Here is a 25,269-nt window from a genome sequence, read left to right as displayed (position 1 = left end):
TTAAAAAGATTAGAGTCTCAGTCAAACTAACAATGCGATCGCTTGGCAATTTTTGCGGGCGTGGGTGCTTTCGCGAGTGCGGAAGGGAGGCATATCGCTGCTTTGGTTAGGGGAGATAGTTGGGGATTTTGAACAAAGGACAACGAATGGAATCGTCCCAGGAATCAACAATAAGTTAAAATTATTAAAACCCTGCGGGTTTGGATTTAGAAACTTTCATAACTTTCAGGTTCGCGCCCTACTTTTTTTTGGCATTTTCCTAAAATTTTAGCACAGTAAGTACGGAAGAACCAAACTCTCCGCCAATTATTTCCAGTTTCCCTTTTGAACAGCTAGAACTTCGAGCTTCTATCCAATCAATGCTATCTCAACTCGAAGCCGAACTTCCTCAAAGGAAGGCGGCTGCATCTGAATTGATGGAATTTGGGTTAAAGCAATTAATATGATGTCCGCCTAATTACCCTTAATAAAAATCTCAGAGCGTCACCGTGTCACCGTTCTCCCAAGTCATTCCTAACTATGGGTGAAGAACCGGACATTATATAACTGGCATTGAATCATGTCAATGTCGCAAAGCTCGTATCCGGGGTTGTCGAGCCGGATTTGGTATCAAAGGAACGTTTCAGCCGATACTTAGGGCTGGGAGCCTTTGCCATGTGTACATTTCGGGTCTATGACCTTCCATTTTGACAGGAACGAATCGCACATGGCATTCTAGGGGAGCAACCCTGGTGATATATCATCAACGAAATGAAGGGTAGGCTCAAGCTTAACTCATTGCACTACTTGACTAGCGTTGAGAGCAGCTACTTGCCATGCCTTCGGCTTCTGAGCAAGGATGAAATTTATGGTAACAACATCGGAAAATTCTAGCAACTTTGACTATGTTATTGAATGCGGAACCGTTAATAGTACCGCTGCCAAACCTATTGGTGGCATTCTATTGATTGGCGGCGCAGAAGGGGAAAAATCTGGAGAAGATTCAGCCACTCGATGGTTCCTCAAACGAGCAAATCGGGGAGATTATTTAGTTCTTCGCTGCGGTGAGATTGGCTCTCAGGCTGCTTGGGTTTGCGATAATTATAGAGATTTTGTCAGTTCAGCCGCTGAACTTTCTATCGACAGCCGAGAAGCAGCCAACCATCCCAAAGTTATCCAATACATCCGCGATGCTGACGCCCTATTTATCGCTGGAGGGAATCAGAATCAGTATGAAGACTATTGGGAAGGCTCAGCCGTAGAAGACGCGATTAATTACTTAATTAATCACAAAAAAGTTCCGATTGCTGGAACCAGTGCTGGCATGGCTATTCTGGGAGACTATTATTATGCACCAGCCCATCAAGGTGTGCTGAGTTCAGAAATATTGAATAATCCCTTTCACCACAATACCAAAGATATTTATCGCAGCGACTTTATTCAAGTCCCCATTCTCAAAAATGTAATCACTGACACCCATTTAGACCGGATTGATGAGGAACATCCGGAAACAAGATATGGGAGACTTTTTGGTTTTCTGGCTAGAATCTTGCATGACAAAAACAATCAACTTCCGGTTTTTGGCATTGGGTTAGAAGAAGGTGCCTTTGTTGCGATTGATGAGAAAGGAATCGCTCAGGTGTTTGGCAATGGAACCACTCAAGGACAAGATGCCTATTTTCTGCAAACCAATGGTGCAGTCCCCGAACAAATTAAACAGGATTTGCCCTTAATTTGGCATCATAACGGACAAGCTGTTAAAGTCTATAAAATTTCAGGCACTCCAGCAGGAAGCGGACGCTTTGACCTCAATAATTGGTCAACTGCTTCTGGCGGCAGCTGGGAATACTGGTTTACCACTGGCGGAGAGTCCGGCTTTAAACGAAAACCAATCTCGTCTTAATCGGTGGTACAGTCAATTGAGAGCCTCTTCCTGGGTGGGTAATGCTTCTATCGCAGCAGTTGTCATATCAAATCCGGTTGCATCGGAATGATCGGCGTTTCTGGGTAATTGCTAATTGCTAATTGCTAATTGCAAGAAAAGCCCCTACAGGTCGTAATTCCGATGCCTAAGGAAACGATATCAGTCCTCTGCGCCCACCCTCTGCTAAATTCGGCAATCTTATTCCTGTATCGTAAAAGGTTTCCCCATATAAGTAGGTGAGTATAAATAAACTGAACACAGGGCAGGCGGGACGCCCACCCCACAAGAGATCTGAAATTCTTGTGGGGTGGGCATTCTGCCTGCCCTATGCTTAGATAACTATTTTCTCTTTATTTACCTGCACCTACTTACTGAGAATCCCATCTGCTTGCCAGCATGTTCTGCACAGGACTGACGCAGGTCGAGAAAAGAAACAAAGGTGAGACCTTGAGAAACCGGGTTTCTTTGCGTAAGTCCTGACCCATTAGAGTTTGTAACCAATCTTGCGTAAAAATTCCTGGCGTGCCTTCACATCATCAGCACTTTCCACACCTTTGGGCGAAAACCCATCTACAACTCCCAAAATGCCGCGTCCCTGTTCAGTTTCCGCCACAATTACCTGCACGGGATTGGCTGTCGCGCAATGAATTGTGCAAACTTCCGGACACTGCTTAATGCCATTCAAAAAGTTAATTGGGAATGCCTCTTTTAACAGAATCACAAAACTATGTCCGGCGGCAAGTGCTTGTGCATTTTTAGTCGCCACTGCTTGCAAAGTTTCATCATTTCCCACCACTCGAATCAAGCATGGCCCAGATGCTTCGCAAAAGGCAATGCCAAATTTTACCTGTGGCGAAGTCCCCACCATAATCTCGTACAAATCTTCAACTGTTTTAATAAAGTGGCTGTGACCAATAATAATGTTACTGCCTTCAGTAATTTCCATTGCCACTGACTTGAGTTCCATCTTGACCTCCAACTTAAACTTGCACGCCTAGTTATACTACCGACCAATTAGCAATTAGCAATTAGCAATTAGCCAATAACTAATTCACAATTTCGTCGCGAGATGTTTTAATTTTACTCTCGGATAATGGAGTTAACTCAGCAGGCGATGACGACACCCCTCCCCACTGTTGCACAAAACTTTTTAACAGCACCTCTTGTTCGGCGCGGAATCTCTCTAAGTCTCCGCCAGAATTGAGAATCGCAAACCAAACAATTCCTTGCTGCTGAGTTGGTAATGCTCCCGCTAAAGCACTCACCCGATTTAAACTCCCCGATTTAACCACCGATAGGGGCGGAATTTGACGCTGTTCTAAGATACCTTGATCTTGTCCTACAACGGCAAAAACATCGGCAATTGTCATGTTTTTAGTTGACAAATATTGCTGAATTGCTAAAAACATTGCTATGACGGCGCGGGGAGAAATTTTATTTTCTTCTCCCAATCCGGAACCATTAATTAGTTGAATTTCCTTTTGCGGGACTCCCGCTGCTTTGGCTGCTTTTTCTGCTACCACTTTTGCACCCCCGACCGAATCGGCTATCATCTGCGCCATCTTGTTGTTGCTGTACCGATTCATTTTTTTCAGCAGTTCGGTTAGCGGGTATGAATAATGACGCACTAGGGGCTTTACCTGACTGGGAGTGATGGGAGAAAGCTGCACCGAGCCATCAATTTTTACTTGGGGACGCGGTGTTCCGGGAGGTAAAGTTTGATACTGGGTTGCCACGGGTGCAGTCCAAAGACGAGAATTCAATGCTTGTTTGAGCAGATTACCCGATTTGAGGGCGCTTTGCTCGTAGTTCATGTAAAACTTGCCGACGATAACTAAGTTACCTGTAACCCGCTTGATTCCCCGCTGATTTAAAGTGTTACCTAGAGCGATCGCTTCCTCCCAAACAAAAAACGGATCTTCCGCCCCCTGAATCACCAAATCTCCCTGCAAGACGCCGTTTTGAATCGGCCCAGTTGCCCCAATTTCCGTGATAAATTGGCGATCGGCATCATAGGTAGAAAGCGCTGCTAGGCTGGTTGCCACCTTGGTCAGGGAAGCCGCAGGTAGGGGTACTGTGCCTTGGTGATTCGCTAAAAGCGTATTCCCCGATTGAATCCATATCCCTTGACCTTTCGCCGTAAATCCTTTAGCAGCTAGTTGTTTAACGTATTGTTGCGTTTTCTGTTGCATTGCTGGATCTGGATTGCTTGGCGGTTCGGTTACCAGTTTACTTGCTTGGGCTGCGGGTGATTCTGATTTCACTTCTTGTGTTTCTTTTTTTACTGGGCTAGCTTCAGGGGCCGAAGTGTTTTTTTCCGAATTTCCCGTACATCCAGCACCCATAGCAAGTAACATTACGGATAAGCTAGCAATTAAAGGTTTTATTTTTAGCATTAGGTTAATCGGGGAAGTTTTGCAGGAAAATCTCTTTTGATTTACAACAGTGGGGGCAACATAGTCAATAGCTTTGATTTGGGCATTAGAAACCCGGTTTTTTAGAAAAACCGGGTTTCTGGGGTTTTACGAGACGGTTTGCGATCGCTTATATCATCTCCGGTTCGCGCGGGGGGCGGGTTTAACTTGCATATTTCGTGATTCCACAGATTGGTTGGTAAAACCCGCCCCTACAACGGCATTAACCATACCAGTAGAGACGTTACATGTAACGTCTCTACTCGATATTAGGTGCGATCGCCAGCCTGTGCTGGACACAATTGCTCTGTCTGCATATCGAACACAACCTTCATCTGCACATTGGGCATGTTTCGCCGCAGAAACTGAAAGTGACCCTCTGCATCTGACCGACTGCGAAACCGAGCAATTATCATCCATTGCTGATTCGGCAATAGACGAGCAATAGCCCAACAATTCAAGCGTTCTCGATCAGTCATAATGGAATTTGTCTCCAAATTAATAACGGAGCCAGAGCCAGCCCCCACTTTCCACAGTTTCGGGCTGGCTTTTGACTTTTTATAGGTGTAATAATAACACACTATGACGTAAAATGACTTAAAAAAGCATGTTATGTAACATTTATAACTGTATCGACTCGCAGCAGCGTAAGATGGACTATGTTAAGAGATTTGGCTGTAAGAAGAATGGCTGCACGCGGGCGCGTAACTGCATACCTGCCAGAGGAAATTCAGAAAGCTTTGGAGGAATGGGCAGAGGAAGAAAGCAGATCGATCAGCAGTTTGGCAACTTATTTGCTAACCAAGGCTGTTAAAGAGCGCCAAGCGCAGAAAGCAAAGGATTCTGGGCGCGATAATTGAGTTGTTGAAATCAAACAATGGTTACAAATGCCACCACGCCTGCGAGTTACAGTTACCCTGACAGAAGATGTGTATCAAGTCTTGTCAGAGTGGGCAGAAAAAGAAGACCGCTCACTGGCAAACTTGCTCGCTCACTTGGCAGCAAAAGCTGTGAGGGAGCGTGTTGAAGAGAAAAAGAAACAAACTGGAAGCGATCGCGCTTAAACCATCGGCGCAGCGTAAGATAAACTGTGTTGATATATTTCGCTGTCAGACTAATGGCTGCAAAGGGGCGCGTTACTGCATACCTGCCAGAGGAGATTCAGAAAGCTTTGGAGGAATGGGCAGAAGAAGAAAGCAGATCGATCAGTAGTTTGGCAACTTATTTGTTAACCAAAGCTGTAAAAGAGCGCCAAGCGCAGAAAGCAAAGGATTCTGGGCGCGATAATTGATATCATGTCAGGCTTTTCACCCTTAATTAAAATTCTCCGCGTCTCCCCATCTGGTGTGTCCCCGCGTCAGTCCTAACTATGGGTATTCAACCGGACATGATATGATATCGTTTCCGGTTGCATCTAAATGATTAAATTGGTTGTAGGGGCACGGCGGCAAAAACCTTCTCGTTAGCGGCAAAGTTTATTGATGCCGTGCCCCTACAATAACCGCGTCGCTATGCGGCTGCGACTAAACTAGCGATATCCACCGAGTTTTCTACCTGAACAATAGCGGTTAAGCGATCGCGCGGGTCATTTTCCAGGCGCGTAATCGATACTTGTTGTCCCGGATACAGTTTCTCTGCTGCTGCTGCTAAATCGGGTTGGATGGCAGCAAACGCTTCCTCGGTATTGGGTGCATTCAAGCGATCGTTCGCCATGTAATAAAATTTACTGCCTTCCAAACTCAATTTTCCGGCAACGCGGTTATCCCCTTCCAGCAATGCCCCAAAAGTTGCAGTTGCCCTAGCCAAATCTAAAATGCGGTCTTGATGGGTTTCGCCTTCCCCTAACTTGCGTTGAGCTTGCAAACCAAACTCTCCATTGGCACGATCCATTGCATAGTTGATTTCATGGGTAATCAGCATGATGCCAGGGCCATTAGGCACGTGACTATAATCCGCTACATCAATCAACGTCCCCTGCAGTTTGCCTAAGCGAATCCATTCGTGAAAAACATCGATAAAAGTAGTTTCATCGATATTTGTTTCCGGACGAGCCAAGAATTTAATGCAAAAACGATCGAGATTCATCTGTGTTTGTTCCTTCAAATTATTTGCTGGCTAATTGCTAATTGCTAATTGCTAATTGCTAATTGCTAATTGCTAATTGCTAATTGCTAATTGCTAATTGCTAATTGCTAATTGCTAATTGCTAATTGCTAATTGCTAATTGCTAATTGCTAATTGCTAATAGCTAATTGCTAATAGGAAAAGGCCATTAACCATTAGCCATTAACCATTAGCCATTAACCATTAGCCATTAACCATTAGCCATTAGCCATTAGCCATTAGCCATTAGCCATTAGCCATTAACCATTAACCATTAACCATTAGCCAACTGCATTTCCCGTTCCATCAGCCACTTTTTGAAGCTACCAGGATTGGTAATACCAGCTTGCACCATGCGGGTATTGCATTCATGAGCGGCTTCGATAAACAGACGCGCTTCTTCAATTAATTGCTTGGCGCGGTCTAAATTGGTGTCATCGTTGCGGTGTTCGTAAGCATTGAACAGGTAGCTGGCAAACTTTCCTCTGGCGAACGGGTCAAAGAATAACTCCGTATCGTAGAAATATTTGCGGAACTCCTTAACGATCGCTTCCGGATTGTTGGGAATATCCACGTTTTGCACTTTCACCAGCGCTTGCGCGGCATTCAACATCGCTTCGAGTGCTTTGTCTGCTGCTTGCTTGACGTTCCCATTAGTTGAGTTCCCTTCCAGCAGTAAGGTGGCATCAAAGTAGATACTTTCCGCCGCTGCTACGCCGAAATCGGTGAGGGAAACAACTTCTCCCGCACATTCTCCAATCCCGATATCGCCGATGGTGTATTCCCGCGCATCACCCCAATCGACGTAGAAGGATTTGTCAACGGCGTAGAGTGGAACTTCAGTAAATGGTTGTATCCGATCTTTGATTTCTTTTTTGCCGATACGGTTGACAAATTGGGAAAATTTCTCTCCATTTTGCCGTTCTCGCAGGTACAAATCAACGAGGAATTCCACTACATCTGGCACGCGCTTGGAGGGAATTACACCGAGGGACTGTCCGTATTGAATCGCGTTGTTATCCCATTCGCCGCCCAAAACCAGATGGAAGTGGGGCACCCGGTGGCGATCGATGAGGCGATTTGCTCCATAGAAGCCAATTTCGGCTACCATGTGCTGACCGCAGGAGTTGAAACAACCGCTGATTTTGATGCGAATATCCTTGAGCGAGGTATCGTATTGCCAACCTTTTACGGCTAAGCGATCGCGTAATTCACCCGCCAATCCCCGCGAACTAGAAATACCCAACTTGCAAGTATCCGTACCGGGACAAGCGGTAATATCGACGATCGAATGTGCGCCGGCAGCGTGGAGATTGATGGCTTTCAGCGCTAAATAAAGCGCAGGCAAATCGGCTTCGTGAATCCAGCGCAGTAGGATATTTTGCTCGACCGTTGTGCGAATCGTATCGCGGGTAAAGCGGCGAGTGATGTCGGCTAAACCGCGCATTTGCTGGGAAGTCAGGTCACCTAAAGGGAGAGCGATCGCAACGCAAACAAAACCTGGTTGTCGCTGCTGATAAAGATTAGTAGACTTCCATTCCTCCAACGCTTCTGCGTCTGCACCTAAATCGATCGATTGTCCGGCAGAAACTGGCTGGGGCAATCCCGATTCTGCAAATTTAGACAAAGTTTGGAGAAATTCTGTCCATTTGGGGTCATGATCCAAAGCGGCGCGTTCTTCTTTCACCAAGCGACGGAATTCTTCAATTCCCAACTTGGAAACGAGAAACTTAATCCGCGCTTTGTTGCGGTTTTTCTTCTCACCCAATCGAGCATATACCCTGGCGACGGCTTGGGACAAAGGCAGGAGTTCTTCAGTTGGCACAAATTCATCCAACAGTTTAGCGAGATGAGGCACAGCGCCCAAACCGCCACCCACATACATTTCAAAACCTTGTTTCTCGACGCCATCGATAACCTTTGTCGTCGCAATCAACCCCATGTCGTGCATATAAGTCAAACCGCAGGGGTGCTGCGAACAACCGGAGAAGGCAATCTTAAACTTGCGACCAAAGTCCTGCACATCCCGGTGTCCCAAGAAATAACGAGTCATGCCATCGGCATATCCCGACACATCGAAAGCTTCATCGTGGCACACGCCAGCTAGGGGACAAGCAGTAACATTTCGCACCGAGTTGCCGCAGGCTTCGCGAGTAGTAATACCTACCGCAGCCAAACGGCGATGCATGTCGGGGGTATCCTCGATGGAAATAAAATGCAGCTGAAAATCCTGGCGCGTCGTGACGTGGAGAATCGAATCCGAATATTCCTCCGCCACATCAGCCAGCACTTCCATTTGTTCGGCAGTCATGCCCCCGTAGGGAATTTTAATCCGCTGCATACCAGGGGCTTCCCATTTAGTTTCCGGACCTTTGGTCAATGCTTTATGGGGGAAAGCAATTTCCTGGGTTTTTTCGCCATCGTAGCGGAAACCATTGTCATACCGTTGACCGTAGGCACCCCGCCGCAGGCGCAATTCCGCAAAAACTTTTTCGTCCAGCTTCCCCTGACAGCGTAAGGTCATTTGATTTTCAAACGTATCAATTTCCTCTGCCATCTGAGGAGGTATTTTGTCTGCTAAAGCGGCTTTCCAAGTTAAGTTTTGTTGATTGGTCATCGTCAGAGTCCAAAAGAAATTTAGTAGCTGCGGCTCGGTGGGCCAACAATGCGATCTACCATCTTCCTACAAAATTCTAAAATGTCTAGCGGAGTTTATATTTTGTCAAACTTTCACCGTTACTTAAGATCGGGCGCTTTGTGCGATCGCTTCCCCGTCTCTTAACAAAGGTGGCAATGCACAATAGACTTCTGCAAAAACTCCCCTCTTTGGCGGGCAAAATGCCCACCCCACAAGGAATATGGTCTAGGTTTAATGGATTGCGATATGCCAAGGGCTAGCTAGGCGAGCATCCTTGTGCAGGGGAAACACAGCAGAGGGGTTGGGTGTTGGGTTAGATGTGGCGGCAAATTTCCATATAGTTGAGTAAGCTATGTAGGGAAGGAGAGTAAGCTTATGGAGCTAATATCCAGTCAGACCAGTAATTCCAGCCTGAATAACAGCCAAAAAACTTGCTATTTTTGAGGTATATTTGAGTTTAAGGTAACTTAGTAATGCGATCGCTTACCAGAGAGACGATCGCATAGTTTTTTCAAGGCTGATGGCAAATTTTTATACTTGTCTGGTAGATTCTGATTTTTTAAAATTTCATATATTGTTTCTAAATCTGTCTTGAGACTATTTAAATAAGCTTTGTTTAACGAAAATTCCTGTAGCTCCAACAGCGCTTCTATGTTGCTCAAAATCATTGTGTTTGTAGGATTTGATTGCCCGTGTTCAAAAACATTAATGACATATCTGTAGATGCCACGAGATAATGCTTCATCATCATTCTCATACTTTTCTACGATGTCCAACGCTCTTATTAAAGTATATTGTGCTTCTTCATTTTCATACCAATCTACAATTTCCACACTTTTTACGCTTTCATTAATTATATCATGCTGATGATTGTTTTCCAAGATTTTAAGTGCTTTTTTCCACCAACTAATGACATCATTAATTATTTCATCTTTCTTTTCATATTCTGTTTCTTGGACTAAGTATCCCAATTGAATTAACCCAAAATTCCAGTAAAATATAGCCACATTACCATCAATATCAATGGCTTTATGCATTTCCTCTCTGGCATTCTCAAGCAATTTTATTTCCTGATTTTGGAATTTATAGTATTTATAAAAATAAGCCAAACCTAATCCACTATGAGGATGAGAAATTTTGTTCTTCCAGTTCCCAAAAATACGATCCATCTGGTAATCTTTTTTTAAAATAAAGCGAGCAATTTTAACCCATTTAAACCAACTAATTAAATGCGCTATTTTTAGCTTCATCGTACAATTGCTAATTCTTTGATGGCTGTCACACTCAATGGCTTTTCTAAATTCTTCAGCAGCTTTGTCATAGTATTTTGGATCGCTATTTAAGCAGTATAAGTAGGAAAGACCAAGATTGTTATATGGCTTCCATAATCTAAAATCTTGTTGAGAAGCTTTTCGGTAATTCTCTTCTAAGACATCTGGAGACTTTTCTAGTTCCGAATAGACGTTGCCAAGGCCATTATAAGGATTGACATTCTTAGGATATATTTTGATAAGACGCTCGCAACAATTCGCAAACTCTTCGTTTAACCGAATAGCATGGTGATATTGCTCAAGAGCATAATCAAATTTTCTTTGAGCATAATACACATTCCCTAGCCCATGATGAAAATTAGCCGTTTTAGAGCTTCTAGGATTGATTTGAATAGAGAACAGCAAAGCTTGCTCCGCCTTGTCACATTTTTTCTGTTCTAAATAGGCAATCCCAACTAGATATAATAAATCCGCAACGCTTTCATAGTGTTTTTCAGCTTTCATTGCTGCTTGACAATGGTTGTAAGCGCTGTCAAGATGTCCGAGTTTTCCATTTTGCCTATATTGACAGTACTCGTCAGTTGCCTCTGTCAACCACTTGAATGCTTCCCAGGTTTTAGCGGAAATACTATTGGTTGTTTGCAAAGACCAAGCAATTTTGAAGGCTAGCTCTCTTATCATCTCAGGTATTGATACGCTTGGCTGGTTTCGGTGAGTCACTTCTAAAGCACTAACTTTGGTGCTAGAACTTAATTTCGCGACTAAACGATTGTCAGAATTATAGGTTTGTAAGCTACCTGTGATGATTGTATTGATGCCTCCAAAAGGCCATACATGCCTGAGATATAAAAGGATAGGATCGAGGGTGAATCTGGTTCCACTAACTTCAACTGTACCGATCCCTTGGAGTTGCTCTAATGGATTTTCTTGAATCCGAGGCGGATCAAAATAAACTTTTCGGTCAAGACGAGGTGCTAGCTTGATGTCTTGGGTGTCTACATCCTTGAATAAGGCATGGATTTGGCGAATTCTCTCTAATTCCTCAATTAATGAATCAGTAATGGCTTTACCAATGTTCTCTGGGTATTGTCCTTTAGTGTCGTTCTCAAAGGGTCGAATTATGATACATTCTTTCTGGCTAGAAAGAGAATGTAGTATTAAAGCAAGAACTCCTAACACCAGGAGAATTCCAATCATCTGTAATAAACTAAAACTATGGGTTAAAAGTTCTGAAATATCGGATTTCGTTAAATTTTCTCTTGGAAAGATGGCGTCAATAAAGTTAGCGTAAAAAAAGATTAAGCTCGCTCTAATTACTAACGCAAAAATCATTAAAATAAGTAAAAATTGCAGTAATTTTCCAAAAATTTCAACGACAAAATTCCAATTTTTTACAAATACCACAATTAAAAAAATAAAGCCAACTATTATTATAATTAATAGGAATGAAGCCTGCGGCTGGGAGAAAAAATTTTTAATATTTTCTATCCATCCAACATGCTCAGTAATATGTTTCTTGTTTCTATATAAATCAATATTATTTTTGATTTTTAGCAGGTAGATATCTGCTAATTTTTCCTTGTTGTCAGGCATAACTTTTGCTGCGGTGATATCATCTTCTGTTAAGGTTACAATGACTCCTAGCGGCGAGACTATATTGGTTATTTTTACCTTCCAATTATCTACTCTAATAGAGTCGGTTTTGATTGAGGAATTATCAGCAATTTCTTTAATTCTTTGGGCTATTATTTTGACTCGTTCCTGTTGCTCGTAGCCTCTAACTTCATTTCGATTTTTATTTCTAATTTCGCTTCCAACTGCCTTTTTATTATGAATGAAGAAGAGGAAGTGATCGTCCAAACATACAGCATTAAATTTCTCTTTATTCTGACAATATTTTGTATCATTCTCAGTTTGATTAGGTAAAACTTGTGGCTGAGAATAAACTAATGGCATAGCTGTCACAAACAAAAATGCTGCCAAAGCCAAGGCGAACAATATCTGCCAACGTCTTTTCATAGTCTGACTGGATGCTCAATAATATTTAATATCAGTTACCAGTTGGTTGTCAGAAGAAAACCATAAAGGATGACAGGTGACTTGCTAACGGGTCACTGAAAAATTTGGTGTAGTAATTGTTGCTGTCAGGATATCGACACTTTCCTAATTTCAAATGTACAGCTAAATCGGTGTAATGAGACACTAATTTAATTTAACTTTACTTTTTGCCTATCTAACGCCCTTGCCTTCTCCGTATCATCCAAGAGCGCTGACAGATATCAAAGCAAGAGTTAGTTTTCAATACTATTTTTGATATTGACATTTCGCGATTGAGGGATGCAGTAGCATAGGCAACGACTCCATCTATAGCGGGTTGCAGTCGTATGAGGTACACCTTCGTTTGTGTAGCGGCACCCTTAAGGGTGCCGCTACACAAACGAAGCGATTTCGCTGTACCTCACTCACTTGCAATCCGCTGTATAGTTTTTTTTGGCATCAGGATTCCACCCACTATCCCCAAATATTAAGTAGCATTTTATACATTAATTTTACTATCAATATCTGTTGCCAATCCCCCGTACCAATTGCGACAATAAAGATCAGCGTAGATTACCGAAGTTGCTAGTTACATCGATGGTCACTGGCAACAGGTAATCGTTTATGGGTACATCTCCTTTAAATCCAATTAGCAATTAGCAATTAGCAATTTTGCAAATAAGGAGAATACAAATGTGCTTTTCTGCAACAGCTAGTTTTGCGGCTAGTGCTTTATTAGTTCCCAGTGGAATCTATTGTATCAAAACAGCACTTGCTAAAGATCCAGAGTATTTACCATTAGCATTTACCCCCTTAGCCTTTGGAATTCAGCAAGCATTAGAAGGTGTAGTGTGGTTAGGTATTAATTCAAACAATTTCCATGACATTGATATTGGTTCTCTGGGGTTTTTATTCTTCTCCCATTGGTTTTGGCTTTTTTGGATGCCATTTCTAGTTTGGGCAAGCGAGCGCAACCAAAAAATCAAACATGTTTGCCTGATGTTTGCCATTCTAGGATTTGTCTATGGAGCCTTACTCTATCTTCCTTTGATCGCCAATTCTAACTGGTTGGAAATCGACGCGAGTAGTTGCTCGATTGCCTACAGAACAAAATTAATATTTGATTTTCCGATGTATAGGGAGGTTGCCAGCATAATTTATGCGTTAATCGTTGCAGTTCCTTTATTGATTGCTTCCAACCAAAACATCAATACTTTTGGCGCATTTATTTTATTGTCAATGCTATTTTCTCAAGTAATTTTTTACTATGCTTTTATTTCGGTGTGGTGCTTTTTTGCGGCGCTTTTATCGATCTACATCGTCTATATCCTGGAACGGGAGGTCAAACCAGTGTCAGGGAATATGTTGGGGATGGAACAAGAGCAATAGTCTCTTTCTCCTCCCGATTTGATATGCATCTTGACAGTCTCCTGCGTCATACCAAATCCGGAGCGAAAACCCCTATAATCTTCTTCCTCTTCTTCTTGGCGTTCTACCCAACGGGTGCGCCTCTGAAAGCGTCTATGGCTTCTTGGCGGTTCGTTTAAAAAATGACTTTAGAATAGTTATCCTAAAGTCAAATCAATTCTAGAGCAGCGAATCGCCATGTCCCAGCCTAAAGTATTTATTACTCGCCGCCTTCCCATCGAATTAGAGCAACTGCAACAAATCGCTACAGTAGAAGTATGGGGAGAACGTCAGCCTCCCCCTGACGATGTTTTACTGGAAAAAGTCAAAGCAATTGATGGTTTGTTGTGCCTGCTAACTGACAAAATCGATCGCCAATTAATCGCAGCGGGAACCTCTCTTAAAGTTATCAGCCAGATGGCAGTAGGCTATGACAACATCGACATTGCTGCTGCTACGGCAAGGGGAATTCCAGTCGGTCACACTCCAGGCGTTTTGACCGATGCGACAGCGGATTTTACCTGGGCCTTACTAATGGCAGCAGCAAGGCGAGTGGTAGAGGCAGATCGATTTACTCGTGCGGGTGAGTGGCGCACTTGGGAACCCGATTTATTATTGGGAGCGGACATGGCGGGTGCTACTCTGGGGATTGTTGGCTTTGGGCGCATTGGTCAAGCCGTGGCGCGTCGCGCTAAAGGGTTTGATATGCGAATTTTGTATGCCAGCAGACAGCGATGCGATCGCACATCAGAGCAATCTTTAGGTGTGGAGTTTGCCGAATTTGAGCAATTGTTGCAACAATCGGACTTTGTGACCATTCATACGCCTTTAAGTGAAAATACTTATCATCTGGTGAGCGATCGCCAATTGGCATTGATGAAGCCAACAGCCATCCTAATTAATACCGCCAGAGGAGGTATTGTCGATCCAGATGCTTTGTATCGTGCCTTGAGTAGCCGTCAGATTGCCGTTGCGGCAATAGATGTGACCGAACCAGAACCGATTCCGATAAATAGCCCGTTACTCAGCTTGGATAACTTGATTGTTGCACCGCACATTGGCAGCGCTAGCCACAAGACGCGCTCAAAAATGGCAGCGATGGCGATCGCAAACTTAATCGCCGGATTGAAGCGCGAAGTCTTACCCAATTGCGTCAATCCCGAAGTCTATCCTTAAAATTAGCTGTAGCACTTGTCCTCCGTACAAACAAAGCCGATTGGATGGTGGGTGAAATGCAACACCGACAGAAATCTTCCACCGTGTTGCCTTGCTTTTTCTTTAGTAATCCATTCTCCCCGCAAGTTGAGTATGGCACCATCATTCAATCCTTCGATCGGTTCCAGAATTCCCATGCGATCGCCGAAACGAATCGCCACAAATACATCCTCCCGATCGGTCAAGTTACGTTTGAGATCCCCATCCACATCTGGATCGCTTTTGACGATCTTCGTTAAGGTGACCAATAGACGATAGTGTTTGCCTCCGTCTATATCATTGTCATCCGGTTCGCGATCGCGAATCGTCGCATCCACTTCCACAACATCCCGCAGTTTACGCTTCCTCTCACGGCGTTCAGCCATGCTCAAACCGCGTTCCAGTTCTTGTTCCTCTTTTTGCCTCGCCGCTTCATAGCTTTCGATAAACTTGGCAAAGGATGGGTACTGTCCAAAAGTCTTAGACATTTTTTACTCCTCGATTATTTGTTAGTTTCAAGACATTTGCATTCGACCGTAAACTTCCGAATAATAGCTTGCACCCTTATTACATTTCACAATTATACTCAAGCTTCAATCCCAAATCCGCCAAAAAACAAATAACTAAACAATTGCCGATCCAGAATCGTGAAATCATCTGCTAATTCATTCAAGGATACTAATATTTTACTCCCGCACCTTGGCAATTACTGCTGGAGAAATTAGCAACATAAATGAACAGGGTTCGCCCTCTTTGCCTGTGCTAAAATCAACCCCATCAGTTGATAGGCTACTACTGTGGAGGCAAGCGATGAGTGAGGATTGGTTCCTTCCAGAGCGCGGTGTTTTAAGTTGGGCAAGTCATCGTAGTATCCTGAGCATCGGCAGTGCTGGAAGTATTTTAAGTATCGGCAGTGCTGGGAGTATCCTGAGCATCGGTAGTGCCGGGAGTATTTTGAGTGTCTTGAGTGCGGGGAGTATTTTGAGTGTCTTGAGTGCGGGAAGTATTCTGTCTGTTCTGAGCGTAAATAGTATCCTGAGCGTACTGAAATTTAATGTGGGATTTTATGGGAAGTAAAAGCTCTTCAAAGGTATCCCCCTGGATAGCACAGCATATCGCCTGTTTCTGTGAATTCAAAACGATCGCTCATTCTCCATGGCTGCTTTCATGAATACAAGGAGTAACATAGGAGTACATCATCACCGTTTCCGATTTACCTTATGCCATCACCATTTCCGGGAATGGATCCCTATCTGGAAAATTCAGAGCTTTGGTCGGCAGTCCATAACCGACTAATTGTGGCGATCGCTGACGATCTGGTAGACCACCTTAGCGAAAAGTATCGGGTTGAGATTGAAAAGCGAACCTATTTTAGTAGCGATGATGAAAGCCTATTGGTTGGGATTCCTGATGTCGCAGTGGTGACTGGCAAACTAACAGAATCAGCCTCTGGTACTGCTACGATGGCGCTACCCGTACAACCGCAGAAGGTGACGGTGCCGATTGCACAGGAGGTGAATGAGCGGTATCTGGAAATTCGGGAAGTTGCAACTGGAACTGTCGTTACCGCGATTGAAGTTTTGTCTCCTAAAAACAAGCGAACGGGGGAAGGAAGGTTAGCTTACGAACGGAAGCGTAATCAAGTATTAGTCAGTGCGACTCATCTGATCGAGATTGATTTGTTACGGGGTGGTAAGCCGTTTCCGATCGTGGGTGAATATTTGGGAGACTACCGCATTTTGGTTTGTCGGGGCGATCGGCGACCCGTTGCAGATTTGTATGCATTCAGCTTGAAGCAGCCCATTCCATCCGTACCCATTCCATTACTTCCTGGCGAAGAGGAGCCTATTTTAGAATTACAGAAGCTACTGAATTATGTTTATGAACGGGGGCGGTATCATTTGGCGATCGACTACACTCAACCGCCTCAGCCTCCGTTGTCTGAGGAAAATGCTCAATGGGCGAAAACACTTCTAGCCTAGCGTTGATTGAAGCGATCGCTTAACGCAACGGATCGCCCATATCCATCGACAATCCAGCTTCTCTAAACGTGACAAAATTGATAGAGAGAAACTCAAGCCATCCACGTTTTGTCAAGATACCGAGGAAAACAAGGGCATATCCATCAAGATTGTAGTCAATCAGAAAGTTCATAGGGTTTTTGAGGGGCGTTTGGCTTTTTGCTCCTCTAGCTTCGCCCAAAGAGCTTCTTGTCCAGGTTTGTGTGGTATTGTGGCAATACGGGCAAAGTGTTCGCGGTTGCGATCTTCCCAATACTGGCGAATTTCTTCTCTGGTTTGCAGAACTTCTTGATACTCAACTTCTACCTGATTGCGATTCGCTTCAAGATAAGACAAAGCAGCATTAATTTGCTCGTCCGTGAGGTTAAATTTATTGCGGATCAATTTAGGAGGATACTGAGCCTTCAAAAAATCAATTACATCATAGAGGGTGATGCGCGTTCCTGCGATCGCGAGTCCCCGCTCTGTACGGATAATCGCTGCTTGTCCATTGTCTACGCTCGTCATACCTATAATCTCCCAGAAGTTGTCTCCATCGTACTTCATGAAAGCGATCGCCGATTGCTCCCAATCATCTTACGAGTGCGATCGCCACTTACCACTTATTTGTGAGAAGTTAATTTCTCATCTTGCGGTTGGCAAAGTTAGGCGATCGCAAATCCTGTCAGTTTCCTTCGTTCTGGACGATAGAAGGCAAGCACAATATCTTCTTGGGGAACACCTGCATTGATGAGCTGTTGTGCAATTTCTTGATCGGTGCCGTCCCACTCTAACCAGATTTTGTCGTTTTTGATGCGGAGATGGATGGGTACAGAATGAACTCGACCTGCACTGCTCCAACCGACATCCATGACCATGTAGGTATCATTAACAGGATCGCAGACAGAAATCGATTCTACCTGGTCGTTGCTGCTGGGAATACTCGCGTAGTGGTGAATGATTTTCTGGATGATTTGGCGATAGCGATCTAGCTTGTCCATTGGATAATCTCCTCTGTATCTGGGTTAAAAACAATGATTTTCAGGTCATAGTCTTCGATAATGACTTGGATCGAGGGACGTTGGAAGAAATCTTGGTAGATGTCAATCCCGATTGCTAGATAGAGTTTTCGCTCCGGGTTTGTGCGTTTGAGGTATGAGCGGTAGATGGAATATTGTCCAAGGGTTTTTTGTAACTCAGTGATGAGGGAAGGACTGTTAAAAACTTTGATTTCGACAACAATTTTCCGTTCACATTTTTCGGCTGCAAATATTTTTTCTGCTCCTAAGTCAGCATAGAGTTTTATATCTTCATATTCAATTTTGAAGGGGTCATCAGTAATTGTCCAGCCATCTTTAATCAGGGCGTTTCTAACGTTGAAGTGATAAAAGTCATATTGTGGCATGGATATCACAATCCCTGGGTTGAGAAAGTGAGAAGACAAGGGTTTTCCCGATTGCTTCTAGAAGGCGTTGTTTGACGAATAACATGGACAGTACAGGCGTTTCCTTCCATTCTATCGTCAAAGGTGAATTGTCCAAAGCCTTCTTGCAGGGCTTCCAACCCAAAGCGCGATCGCTCAACGACAGATCTACACCAAAAGCTTCACGGAATAAACAGCCTACCAACCCCCATATAGTTCTCAATGTCCAGCACAATCTCAATCAGGCGTTCAACGCATTGCTCAAGGGTAGTCAAATTCGTCAAGGCGATTGAGATCTCCAATTGTGACCACAGGAAATGAAGCTGCTGTGTTTTCTTCGCGGATGACTTGCTCTAAAGAATCATCACCTTTCATGTTCCGGTTCGCTGTCAGGATCATCATCTGGTTCTCTTGAGCATAATCCCAGACAGCACGGTCGCTGATGTCCATCGACAAACCAGCTTCTCTAAACGTGACAAAATTGATAGAGAGAAACTCAAGCCATCCACGTTTTGTCAAGATCCCGAGGAAAACAAGGGCATATCCATCAAGATTGTAGTCAATCAGAAAGTTCATAGCGTTTTTGAGGCGCGTTTGGCTTTTTGCTCCTCTAGCTTCGCCCAAAGAGCTTCTTGTCCAGGTTTGTGTGGCATTGTGGCAATTCGAGCAAAGCGATCGCGGTTGCGATCTTCCCAATACTGGCGAATTTCTTCTCTAGTTTGCAGAACTGCTTGATACTCAGCTTCTACCTGAGTGCGATTCGCTTCCAGATAAGACAAAGCAGCATTAATTTGCTCGTCCGTGAGGTTAAATTTATTGCGGATCAATTTAGGAGGATACTGAGCCTTTAAAAAATCAATTACATCATAGAGAGTGATGCGCGTTCCTGCGATCGCGAGTCCCCGCTCTGTACGGATAATACCTGATTGTCCATTGGATACCGTCGTCATACCCATAATCTCCCAGATGTTGTCTACATAGTACTTCATGAAAGCGATCGCCGATTGCTCCCAATCATGTCGGGAGAGTTAGATTGCTATCATTATATGTGTAGCGGTGAGGATAGCGAAATGACAATTGCGGAGATTCGCGAGCTGGTGCAATATGTCACCAACGCTCATGGTGAAACAACAGGCGTATTAGTTCCTCTGAAAGTATGGGAATTATTGAAGAAGTAATGCAAGAAACCTACATTCCTAATAATCAAGACGCCATATTCGACAAGCTGCCTTAGCCATTTTCCTCTGTCTTTCCTCAATCTGCTTCGGCCCCCAAACTGGATATTCTAAAACCTCTTGTGTAATTTTTAGCTCTGATTGAGCGAAAGCTGCGGTACACTTTTGCTTAAATGAAGCATTACCTACTTTGCGGTTAATTGGTGAAGATAGTAAAGTCATGTTGCCGAGTTTATCAACATATTGATCGTACTCTTTCTTGGGAAACTCTACCAGCCACTCATCCTTTGGGGTTTGGGGGAGAATATGCTCTAAATTGACCTGCGTCGCATTCGGGTTTGCAACTAATTCTTTATTACTGCCTCTGTAGTAACTTTCAATTTCGCTCAAGATATATCGTGCCAGCTTTGCATTCCTCGTGGGTATCGTTTTCTCTGCAAAAGCTCTCTCAAAGTCTATATCGCTGGGATAAATCTCTGGTAACCTAGTAGCTTCAAATATCGATTTTGCAGATCTTGGCTTTTCCGACCGAATATATTTAGCTACTTCGCTATAAATAGTTAGAGGCTTATTAGGATTCAGTTCACAAATAACGTTATAACGGAATGACACAATTACCATTATCCTCAAAATTTTTGGGAATAGTTCGTCTGCTAAATTTTCCTTTGCAGCCATTAAAACAGAATAACATTGACTTACTTGGAAAAGATCGAGCCGCTCGATATCGGCTCTGACCTCTTGACTATAGTCATTCCAAACGGGACTTCGAGAATCTTCAAGTGCGTTATAAAGTTCAGCAGCCTCACTCAGTTCTTTAACAAAGCCAAATACCTCAGATGAGCTTTTGAATTTTTCTGAGATTTTACGATATAATTCCTTTTCAGGCACAACTTCATATTTCGACATCCAGTAGTGTCGGATAAAAGTTTTTAATTCAAATTTATTGGCTAAACGATTGATATCGTCCCACTTCCTTTGTACCTCTTTCAACTTTTCAGATGCTCTGGAAAACAAATAGTTTTTTAGTAAATCGGCAACAGATAAATCCAATCCTCTATCATTTAATGTCTCGAAAATAAGATAAGAATTAGCTTCATCTGCCACTGAGATCAAAATTGATATCAGCTGATTTTTGACACACTCTTCTAGCTCAAGGATAACCTCTTCAAACTGTCCTACTTTCTCGCTCCGCTCCTGTACCCATTTATGTAATAGTAGATAGGCATCAACTATGAGCTTATTTGATTTATTATCTGCATCTTTTTTTTTAGATAAGCCTCTAGATAGCTGGCGGAGGAAAGCTAAGTTTTTTGATTCAATAATATTGTCTTGAAAGAACTGATTGTTTTTTTCACTGAGGACTAGCTTTGATTCTATCTTGCGGGTTCTCAGATTTAACGAACCCAAATACTTTTGGGAGATGGTATCGGCTAATTGGGAATCTCCGTTTTCTTTAGCGATGTCCCTGAGTACGCACATCAATATCGAAATTGTCGCTACTCGTTGTTGCCCATCTATCAACATCAGCTTGGGCTTTTCGGAACTGTTAACGACGATTGCACCAATAAAGTGTTCGCTGCGTTTCTCGTCCAAGGTTTCAGTAATATCTTGCCAAAGCTGCTCAACTTGTTCATCTGTCCAAGAATAATCTCTTTGGAAGAGCGGCACAGAGTAGGAGTTGTTACCCCCAAGCAATTCGCCGAAGCTCATTAATCGACTATCAATAGTGCTAGCAGGCATTTGAAAAATTCTGTAACTTTATCAACTAAATATCAAACCGTCGTAGAATTTGCACCATATTCTAGTGTAACCTTCACCCATAAATCGCGATCTCTGCCATTAGACTTAATCGCGATGCGCTCAGTGGATGACACCGATAACCTCACGGAATAAACAGCCGACCAACCCCCATATAGTTCTCAATGTCCAGCACAATCTCTATCAGGCGTTCAACGCATCGCTCAAGGGTAGTCAAATTCGTCAAGGCGATCGAGATCCCCAATTGTGACAACAGGAAATCAGGTCGATCCTCTTGTCATCGGTACGAACATGACCGGAATAGTTTTCTCCAGAATTGCACCATCTGGTGTCTTCTGGACGATTGTCATATACTGCATCCAAGTCCCTACTGGAATCACCATTCTGCCGTTCAATGCCAGCTGGTTGAGCAAAGGTTCTGGAATACTATCGGGGGCAGCGGTGACGAGAATCGCATCATAAGGGGCATGTTCCTGCCAACCCTGGTAGCCATCACCCGCTTTCACATGGACGTTTTGATAGCCGAGTTCGCTAAGGGTTTGGCGTGCTTGTGCAGCCAATTCAGGAATAATTTCGACGGTGTAAACTGCTTTGGCTAATTCACCCAGTACCGCTGCCTGATAGCCGGAACCCGTACCAATTTCCAGTACGGTTTTATCGGGGGAAATCTCGGCAGCTTCGGTCATGTAGGCAACGATATACGGTTGAGAAATAGTTTGGCGATGACCAATGGGCAAGGGAGAATCCTTGTAGGCTAGATCGACAAGAGAGGGGTCAACAAACCGATGGCGGGGAATCTTGGACATGGCGGCAAGGACTGCCGGATTTTGGATGCCGCGATCGCGAATTTGTGCTTCTACCATTTGCCGCCGTTGATTGGCGAATTCATCGGCAGAATGGTCGAAATTTTGACCCCGCATCCCAATCAAATTAAACAATGGCATGACTCAGGAGTTTGATAGGTAAAGCAGCACCAACCACAGCAACAAGAAAAAGATGGGTTGCAGCATAACTGTTTACTAGCTTTGAAAGTAGCGATCGCTCTGGTGTTGTTGGTATTGCATGAGAGCGATCGCTTCTCTGAGGGTTCGTGATGCGAGTTATCGCATTGCTGGCCTCGGAGGCATCCTCATTTCTGGGGCAACTACTGGAGGCGTCACTTTAAAGGTATCCAACTGAGCCTTTAGCAACTCCTGCTGGCGATCGCTCAACCCCGGTATCTCTAAAACATCCTCGACCTTTTGGTAGGGGGCATTCTTGACAATCAATTGCGCCAGATTCGGATAAAATCCACGGCAATTTTTAAAGGCGATAATATTGGCGTTATTCAAGTCAATTTTCTCGCCCAATGCCGGACATAATGGTTCATATCCGACACGAGTTAATTCAGGTTGCGCTACCAGGATCGTCACGGGCTGGATGTCGATATTCTTAGCAGCTACAGGTTGAGTCCAGCCGAAAAATCCAAAGCAACTCATGAGTACTAGGCTGACCATGCTTAACCAGCGGATTAATCGTTTCATAAACTTATCCCTCCGGATATTCAATGATGCAAAATTCCTAGTATGATTGTGCTGCACAAACATCGAACATGATAGATGTAGCTGTTATTTTACATTACACAAACAATGTGAGGAAATTGTGAGTAATTACATAATTAATATAAAAAAAAATTAAGAATATTGAAGTTATTTGACCAAGATTGATAGTTGGCGATCGCATCGTGCCCTGAAATCATCTATCCTGCTGGTTAGCCTTTGATGATGGATGCGATCGCCAGTTGGCGCAGCAGTTATTGTTCAAGGCGATTCTCTGGCAGACGGATAGTCCGAAGCACGGAATCGGAGATAAATAACTGTAGGCTCATTGCTGTTTCACCCAATGACCATTTTTGCTCAGTGTCTGTTAGCGATCGCCGATTGCTCCCCATCATCTTATCTTTGCGATATGCCTCCCTTACGCTGGCGCGATCGCATTCCCAAGGAATGGTAACGTTCGAGGGTGGAGTTGGCTCTCGTTGGTGAGAGTTGATGAAGTTTGAATTGGGCGATCGCTAGAAACCGACAACATCAGCACCATGCGATCAGGGTTTGAGATAGCGATTACCTTTTTGCTTTGTGGGTGCGATCGCTACCTTAGATTTTTGTGGAGGCATCACTTACTACAGCAGCATATGACTCATGAATATTAAACTGACTTTTACTCTCTGTTCCATTGCTCAGTTTATCTAGTGGTTCTGGTGACTGGATAGGTGCTGCATTAGCTGATTCACCTAGTGATAGAAAACGTCTATTCACTCGCTCAGAAATTCTATTCCAGATATCCCGTTTATTTACCTTACCAAGTCCAGGATATTCAATGACATATGTTGAGTTCTCGTGTTCCCCTTGCCCCATCCCTACGATGTAGAGGAAGGTCAATGCTGAGAGCACAGAAACTGCATCTGCATCGGGTAATTCATCCCTGACCCACTTCTTTGCTGAATTATAGTTCTCCAGCTTACTGCCGACTTGAATAATAGCACTAATGACAGGAAGACTTTCAGCAATGAACATCATGTCACACTGATACCTCTGGTTACCGTCATTCTCTGCTTTTTTCGCACGGAGATCGCACTGCTCCAGCTTATGGTAGATTAGGTCGATGTGCTCAAAGATATAGTCCTCTACGTCGAGTTTTTCTTCAACGGCTTCTATAGCTTTCTCAAGCCCTTCTGGATGTTTTATTATCCTTTTTGAATGATTTGACATATTCCTCAAACTCCAACTGGTGTAACTTTTTTCACAGATTTTACATCCTGACCTTCTTCATAAATTGCGGCTCTTAGTGGTCTGTAGATATATTCATCCCAGTTATTGTTTATCCGTGAATCGAATCCATCTGACGAGCTACACATGAATAGGTGCAGACATTCTGCTGAATCGCAGGGTGATAACTGCCACAAAAAACCGTGTTCCCCATACTTAAGAGATTCATGGGGTACATTGCTTGCAAATCCATAGCCTGGACGTGGATCTATAGGGGAACCTACCGCAGACCAATTGGACATAGAGTATTGATAAATTTGTTCGTCATGCCTCAAATTGATATGGGCATAGTAGCGAGGCACAAAGTATGGGTTAATTACAGTTCCTTCATCTGAAATTCCCTCAATGAATAGCTTCTCTATTAGGTAGTCTGCTTCGGTGTATAAACTGATTGCACGGTACAGTTTGCAAGTCAGGTGAATGTAACGGTTTGTAGTAGGATCTGGATAGTTACAACCAAAGGGAATTGAAGCGATTGTAACAGTTGTCCGGACTGGACCGATAGAGTGGGAAACGAACTGGTATGGTTGATCAAACAGATGGATTGGCTCACCAAGAATTTTTTCAGAAGCAGGATCGTACAGTTGAATCTGATCTACCTGCATACAACGCTTTTCTGGATCGTGTCCTATCCAAGTCAGCTCAGCCAGGAACGGATCTAACATCTCCTTACCATCACGCTGCACGCTGGTGGATGCCCCAGCATAGAAACTTCGATCTTTACTTTCTGGTGCAGGAATCAAATTAAGCCACACTATTAATCGGCTGTTCATTAATCTGATACCACTTACCCTATTGCGCGGACTCCACATGACCTCCAAGCAGGGTTCACTCTCATCGCAAATAATTGGCTTACCCCGATCCACAGCTACAAAAATAGAAGAATCCTGACCAGGCGGAATTTCTTGGTTAAGCGAAAACAACAGCGTGTCTCTAGATGGATCGGTTCGATTATCAAGGTCAACCTGTCTGGGCAGTTGGATATCTGGTGGATCGCGCAGGTCGTGTAATACAATTTCCTCTAGCGAGAGTCCGTGTTGCTTGATTTTTTCATAGATTGGTTTCCAATCCGCAGCGACATGACCTGTGCGCGGATAGTTTGAGGTATTGGAAATCAATAGTTGAAATAACATTTTCAT

Annotated in this window: 25 protein-coding genes and 4 pseudogenes; 10 read left to right on the top strand and 19 right to left on the bottom strand. The window is 43.7% G+C overall.

The features are described 5' to 3' along the window. Positions 1 to 103: 103 nt before the first annotated feature. Together MiSe_RS06745 and MiSe_RS06740 are read left to right on the top strand one after the other, a co-directional pair. Positions 104 to 279, top strand: a pseudogene (locus tag MiSe_RS06745) (transposase); the annotation flags it as partial. Between the two features lie 568 nt (positions 280 to 847). Continuing rightward, positions 848 to 1,882 carry a cyanophycinase gene (locus tag MiSe_RS06740; RefSeq protein WP_226576393.1) on the top strand — a complete coding sequence of 345 codons (1,035 nt, stop codon included), beginning with the start codon at positions 848 to 850 and terminating at the stop codon, positions 1,880 to 1,882. Positions 1,883 to 2,387: 505 nt separating this feature from the next. Here MiSe_RS06740 and MiSe_RS06735 read toward each other — a convergent pair. The 3 genes from MiSe_RS06735 to MiSe_RS06725 all read right to left on the bottom strand — a co-directional run bounded on the left by MiSe_RS06735 (position 2,388) and on the right by MiSe_RS06725 (position 4,796). Next, positions 2,388 to 2,870: an adenosine-specific kinase gene (locus tag MiSe_RS06735; protein ID WP_226576392.1), complete on the bottom strand. Its 483-nt coding sequence runs from the start codon at positions 2,868 to 2,870 to the stop codon at positions 2,388 to 2,390. A gap of 79 nt (positions 2,871 to 2,949) precedes the next feature. After that, entirely contained in the window at positions 2,950 to 4,299 is a 1,350-nt protein-coding gene (locus MiSe_RS06730) for a D-alanyl-D-alanine carboxypeptidase (protein ID WP_226576390.1), read from the bottom strand. A gap of 287 nt (positions 4,300 to 4,586) precedes the next feature. Then, positions 4,587 to 4,796 carry a hypothetical protein gene (locus MiSe_RS06725; RefSeq protein ID WP_226576388.1) on the bottom strand — a complete coding sequence of 70 codons (210 nt, stop codon included), beginning with the start codon at positions 4,794 to 4,796 and terminating at the stop codon, positions 4,587 to 4,589. Between the two features lie 180 nt (positions 4,797 to 4,976). Here MiSe_RS06725 and MiSe_RS06720 point away from each other — a divergent pair, with 180 nt between their 5' ends. From MiSe_RS06720 to MiSe_RS06710, 3 genes are read left to right on the top strand one after another with little or no spacing between them, the layout of a single operon-like run. Beyond that, entirely contained in the window at positions 4,977 to 5,177 is a 201-nt protein-coding gene (locus MiSe_RS06720) for a ribbon-helix-helix domain-containing protein (protein WP_307731205.1), read from the top strand. Positions 5,178 to 5,204: 27 nt separating this feature from the next. Beyond that, a complete protein-coding gene (locus MiSe_RS06715) occupies positions 5,205 to 5,381 on the top strand; it encodes a ribbon-helix-helix domain-containing protein (RefSeq protein WP_226576383.1) in 177 nt (58 codons plus the stop codon). Between the two features lie 53 nt (positions 5,382 to 5,434). Beyond that, a complete protein-coding gene (locus MiSe_RS06710) occupies positions 5,435 to 5,608 on the top strand; it encodes a ribbon-helix-helix domain-containing protein (RefSeq protein WP_226576381.1) in 174 nt (57 codons plus the stop codon). Between the two features lie 218 nt (positions 5,609 to 5,826). Here the strand turns inward: MiSe_RS06710 and MiSe_RS06705 are convergent, their stop codons facing one another. The 3 genes from MiSe_RS06705 to MiSe_RS06695 all read right to left on the bottom strand — a co-directional run bounded on the left by MiSe_RS06705 (position 5,827) and on the right by MiSe_RS06695 (position 12,348). Beyond that, positions 5,827 to 6,420, bottom strand: a complete 594-nt coding sequence (locus tag MiSe_RS06705) for a hypothetical protein (protein ID WP_226576379.1) — start codon at positions 6,418 to 6,420, stop codon at positions 5,827 to 5,829. A 274-nt stretch (positions 6,421 to 6,694) separates the two neighbouring features. Then, the gene (locus MiSe_RS06700; RefSeq protein WP_226576377.1) at positions 6,695 to 9,037 is read right to left on the bottom strand and encodes a nitrite/sulfite reductase; all 2,343 of its coding nucleotides are present in this window, start codon (positions 9,035 to 9,037) and stop codon (positions 6,695 to 6,697) included. Positions 9,038 to 9,525: 488 nt separating this feature from the next. Then, positions 9,526 to 12,348, bottom strand: coding sequence for a DUF8459 domain-containing protein (locus MiSe_RS06695; protein ID WP_226576375.1), 2,823 nt, complete (start codon positions 12,346 to 12,348; stop codon positions 9,526 to 9,528). Positions 12,349 to 13,059: 711 nt separating this feature from the next. On the opposite strand from MiSe_RS06695, the gene MiSe_RS06690 reads away from it, so the two are divergent. Together MiSe_RS06690 and MiSe_RS06685 are read left to right on the top strand one after the other, a co-directional pair. Beyond that, positions 13,060 to 13,755 carry a DUF6629 family protein gene (locus MiSe_RS06690; RefSeq protein ID WP_226576374.1) on the top strand — a complete coding sequence of 232 codons (696 nt, stop codon included), beginning with the start codon at positions 13,060 to 13,062 and terminating at the stop codon, positions 13,753 to 13,755. Between the two features lie 216 nt (positions 13,756 to 13,971). After that, positions 13,972 to 14,949, top strand: a complete 978-nt coding sequence (locus MiSe_RS06685; RefSeq protein WP_226576372.1) for a 2-hydroxyacid dehydrogenase — start codon at positions 13,972 to 13,974, stop codon at positions 14,947 to 14,949. A gap of 2 nt (positions 14,950 to 14,951) precedes the next feature. Here MiSe_RS06685 and MiSe_RS06680 read toward each other — a convergent pair whose 3' ends face one another. Next, positions 14,952 to 15,455: a hypothetical protein gene (locus tag MiSe_RS06680; protein WP_226576371.1), complete on the bottom strand. Its 504-nt coding sequence runs from the start codon at positions 15,453 to 15,455 to the stop codon at positions 14,952 to 14,954. A gap of 322 nt (positions 15,456 to 15,777) precedes the next feature. On the opposite strand from MiSe_RS06680, the gene MiSe_RS06675 reads away from it, so the two are divergent. Beyond that, entirely contained in the window at positions 15,778 to 16,044 is a 267-nt protein-coding gene (locus tag MiSe_RS06675) for a hypothetical protein (protein ID WP_226576369.1), read from the top strand. 143 nt (positions 16,045 to 16,187) lie between these two features. Further along, complete coding sequence (locus MiSe_RS06670; protein WP_226576367.1) at positions 16,188 to 16,949, top strand: DUF4058 family protein; 762 nt, start codon at positions 16,188 to 16,190, stop codon at positions 16,947 to 16,949. 25 nt (positions 16,950 to 16,974) lie between these two features. Here MiSe_RS06670 and MiSe_RS06665 read toward each other — a convergent pair. The 6 genes and pseudogenes from MiSe_RS06665 to MiSe_RS06635 all read right to left on the bottom strand — a co-directional run. Continuing rightward, positions 16,975 to 17,121: pseudogene (locus tag MiSe_RS06665) on the bottom strand (ACP S-malonyltransferase); the annotation flags it as partial. Next, positions 17,118 to 17,495 (bottom strand): DUF433 domain-containing protein, encoded by a 378-nt coding sequence (locus MiSe_RS06660; RefSeq protein WP_226576363.1) that lies wholly within the window; start codon positions 17,493 to 17,495, stop codon positions 17,118 to 17,120. The pseudogene MiSe_RS06665 and the gene MiSe_RS06660, both read right to left, overlap by 4 nt. Before the next feature lie 137 nt (positions 17,496 to 17,632). After that, entirely contained in the window at positions 17,633 to 17,968 is a 336-nt protein-coding gene (locus MiSe_RS06655; protein WP_226576361.1) for a XisI protein, read from the bottom strand. After that, positions 17,956 to 18,411, bottom strand: coding sequence for an element excision factor XisH family protein (locus MiSe_RS06650; RefSeq protein WP_307731203.1), 456 nt, complete (start codon positions 18,409 to 18,411; stop codon positions 17,956 to 17,958). The genes MiSe_RS06655 and MiSe_RS06650 overlap by 13 nt, the downstream gene beginning before the upstream one ends. A gap of 161 nt (positions 18,412 to 18,572) precedes the next feature. Further along, a pseudogene (locus MiSe_RS06640) lies at positions 18,573 to 18,966 on the bottom strand (DUF5615 family PIN-like protein). Next, the gene (locus MiSe_RS06635) at positions 18,963 to 19,340 is read right to left on the bottom strand and encodes a DUF433 domain-containing protein (RefSeq protein ID WP_226576355.1); all 378 of its coding nucleotides are present in this window, start codon (positions 19,338 to 19,340) and stop codon (positions 18,963 to 18,965) included. Before MiSe_RS06635 ends, MiSe_RS06640 begins: the two are co-directional and overlap by 4 nt. Here MiSe_RS06635 and MiSe_RS06630 point away from each other — a divergent pair. After that, on the top strand, positions 19,317 to 19,568 hold the full coding sequence (locus MiSe_RS06630; protein WP_226576353.1) for a hypothetical protein: 252 nt from the start codon (positions 19,317 to 19,319) through the stop codon (positions 19,566 to 19,568). The two genes, MiSe_RS06635 and MiSe_RS06630, sit on opposite strands and share 24 nt — an antisense overlap. An 18-nt stretch (positions 19,569 to 19,586) precedes the next feature. Here the strand turns inward: MiSe_RS06630 and MiSe_RS06625 are convergent, their stop codons facing one another. The 6 genes and pseudogenes from MiSe_RS06625 to MiSe_RS06605 form a co-directional block, all read right to left on the bottom strand. Continuing rightward, on the bottom strand, positions 19,587 to 21,275 hold the full coding sequence (locus tag MiSe_RS06625; RefSeq protein ID WP_226576422.1) for a DUF262 domain-containing protein: 1,689 nt from the start codon (positions 21,273 to 21,275) through the stop codon (positions 19,587 to 19,589). Between the two features lie 172 nt (positions 21,276 to 21,447). Continuing rightward, positions 21,448 to 21,583, bottom strand: a pseudogene (locus tag MiSe_RS53685) (ACP S-malonyltransferase); the annotation flags it as partial. Then, positions 21,584 to 22,267, bottom strand: a complete 684-nt coding sequence (locus MiSe_RS06620) for a protein-L-isoaspartate(D-aspartate) O-methyltransferase (protein WP_226576352.1) — start codon at positions 22,265 to 22,267, stop codon at positions 21,584 to 21,586. 156 nt (positions 22,268 to 22,423) lie between these two features. Then, on the bottom strand, positions 22,424 to 22,846 hold the full coding sequence (gene psbU, locus MiSe_RS06615) for a photosystem II complex extrinsic protein PsbU (protein ID WP_226576350.1): 423 nt from the start codon (positions 22,844 to 22,846) through the stop codon (positions 22,424 to 22,426). Positions 22,847 to 23,458: 612 nt separating this feature from the next. After that, positions 23,459 to 24,073 carry a hypothetical protein gene (locus MiSe_RS06610; protein WP_226576348.1) on the bottom strand — a complete coding sequence of 205 codons (615 nt, stop codon included), beginning with the start codon at positions 24,071 to 24,073 and terminating at the stop codon, positions 23,459 to 23,461. 5 nt (positions 24,074 to 24,078) lie between these two features. Continuing rightward, a complete protein-coding gene (locus MiSe_RS06605) occupies positions 24,079 to 25,263 on the bottom strand; it encodes a hypothetical protein (protein ID WP_226576345.1) in 1,185 nt (394 codons plus the stop codon). Positions 25,264 to 25,269: the final 6 nt, after the last annotated feature.

The sequence above is a fragment of the Microseira wollei NIES-4236 genome (genome assembly GCF_020521235.1).
Taxonomy (GTDB): Bacteria; Cyanobacteriota; Cyanobacteriia; order Cyanobacteriales; family Aerosakkonemataceae; genus Microseira; species Microseira wollei.
The sequence above is the reverse complement of the archived record's forward strand: the minus strand, read 5'-3'. Positions and strand labels throughout refer to the sequence as shown.

Excerpts from the sequence above, each read along its gene's own strand:
- MiSe_RS06620 (WP_226576352.1), bottom strand. The coding sequence starts at position 22,267 with ATGCCATTGTTTAATTTGATTGGGATGCGGGGTCAAAATTTCGACCAT.
- MiSe_RS06635 (WP_226576355.1), bottom strand. The coding sequence starts at position 19,340 with ATGACGACGGTATCCAATGGACAATCAGGTATTATCCGTACAGAGCGG.
- MiSe_RS06715 (WP_226576383.1), top strand. The coding sequence starts at position 5,205 with ATGCCACCACGCCTGCGAGTTACAGTTACCCTGACAGAAGATGTGTAT.
- MiSe_RS06690 (WP_226576374.1), top strand. The coding sequence starts at position 13,060 with ATGTGCTTTTCTGCAACAGCTAGTTTTGCGGCTAGTGCTTTATTAGTT.
- MiSe_RS06660 (WP_226576363.1), bottom strand. The coding sequence starts at position 17,495 with ATGACGAGCGTAGACAATGGACAAGCAGCGATTATCCGTACAGAGCGG.
- MiSe_RS06655 (WP_226576361.1), bottom strand. The coding sequence starts at position 17,968 with ATGGACAAGCTAGATCGCTATCGCCAAATCATCCAGAAAATCATTCAC.
- MiSe_RS06610 (WP_226576348.1), bottom strand. The coding sequence starts at position 24,073 with ATGTCAAATCATTCAAAAAGGATAATAAAACATCCAGAAGGGCTTGAG.
- MiSe_RS06710 (WP_226576381.1), top strand. The coding sequence starts at position 5,435 with ATGGCTGCAAAGGGGCGCGTTACTGCATACCTGCCAGAGGAGATTCAG.
- MiSe_RS06680 (WP_226576371.1), bottom strand. The coding sequence starts at position 15,455 with ATGTCTAAGACTTTTGGACAGTACCCATCCTTTGCCAAGTTTATCGAA.
- MiSe_RS06670 (WP_226576367.1), top strand. The coding sequence starts at position 16,188 with ATGCCATCACCATTTCCGGGAATGGATCCCTATCTGGAAAATTCAGAG.
- MiSe_RS06720 (WP_307731205.1), top strand. The coding sequence starts at position 4,977 with ATGTTAAGAGATTTGGCTGTAAGAAGAATGGCTGCACGCGGGCGCGTA.
- MiSe_RS06605 (WP_226576345.1), bottom strand. The coding sequence starts at position 25,263 with ATGTTATTTCAACTATTGATTTCCAATACCTCAAACTATCCGCGCACA.
- MiSe_RS06730 (WP_226576390.1), bottom strand. The coding sequence starts at position 4,299 with ATGCTAAAAATAAAACCTTTAATTGCTAGCTTATCCGTAATGTTACTT.
- MiSe_RS06695 (WP_226576375.1), bottom strand. The coding sequence starts at position 12,348 with ATGAAAAGACGTTGGCAGATATTGTTCGCCTTGGCTTTGGCAGCATTT.
- MiSe_RS06735 (WP_226576392.1), bottom strand. The coding sequence starts at position 2,870 with ATGGAACTCAAGTCAGTGGCAATGGAAATTACTGAAGGCAGTAACATT.
- MiSe_RS06625 (WP_226576422.1), bottom strand. The coding sequence starts at position 21,275 with ATGAGCTTCGGCGAATTGCTTGGGGGTAACAACTCCTACTCTGTGCCG.
- MiSe_RS06685 (WP_226576372.1), top strand. The coding sequence starts at position 13,972 with ATGTCCCAGCCTAAAGTATTTATTACTCGCCGCCTTCCCATCGAATTA.
- MiSe_RS06675 (WP_226576369.1), top strand. The coding sequence starts at position 15,778 with ATGAGTGAGGATTGGTTCCTTCCAGAGCGCGGTGTTTTAAGTTGGGCA.
- psbU (WP_226576350.1), bottom strand. The coding sequence starts at position 22,846 with ATGAAACGATTAATCCGCTGGTTAAGCATGGTCAGCCTAGTACTCATG.
- MiSe_RS06725 (WP_226576388.1), bottom strand. The coding sequence starts at position 4,796 with ATGACTGATCGAGAACGCTTGAATTGTTGGGCTATTGCTCGTCTATTG.
- MiSe_RS06700 (WP_226576377.1), bottom strand. The coding sequence starts at position 9,037 with ATGACCAATCAACAAAACTTAACTTGGAAAGCCGCTTTAGCAGACAAA.
- MiSe_RS06740 (WP_226576393.1), top strand. The coding sequence starts at position 848 with ATGGTAACAACATCGGAAAATTCTAGCAACTTTGACTATGTTATTGAA.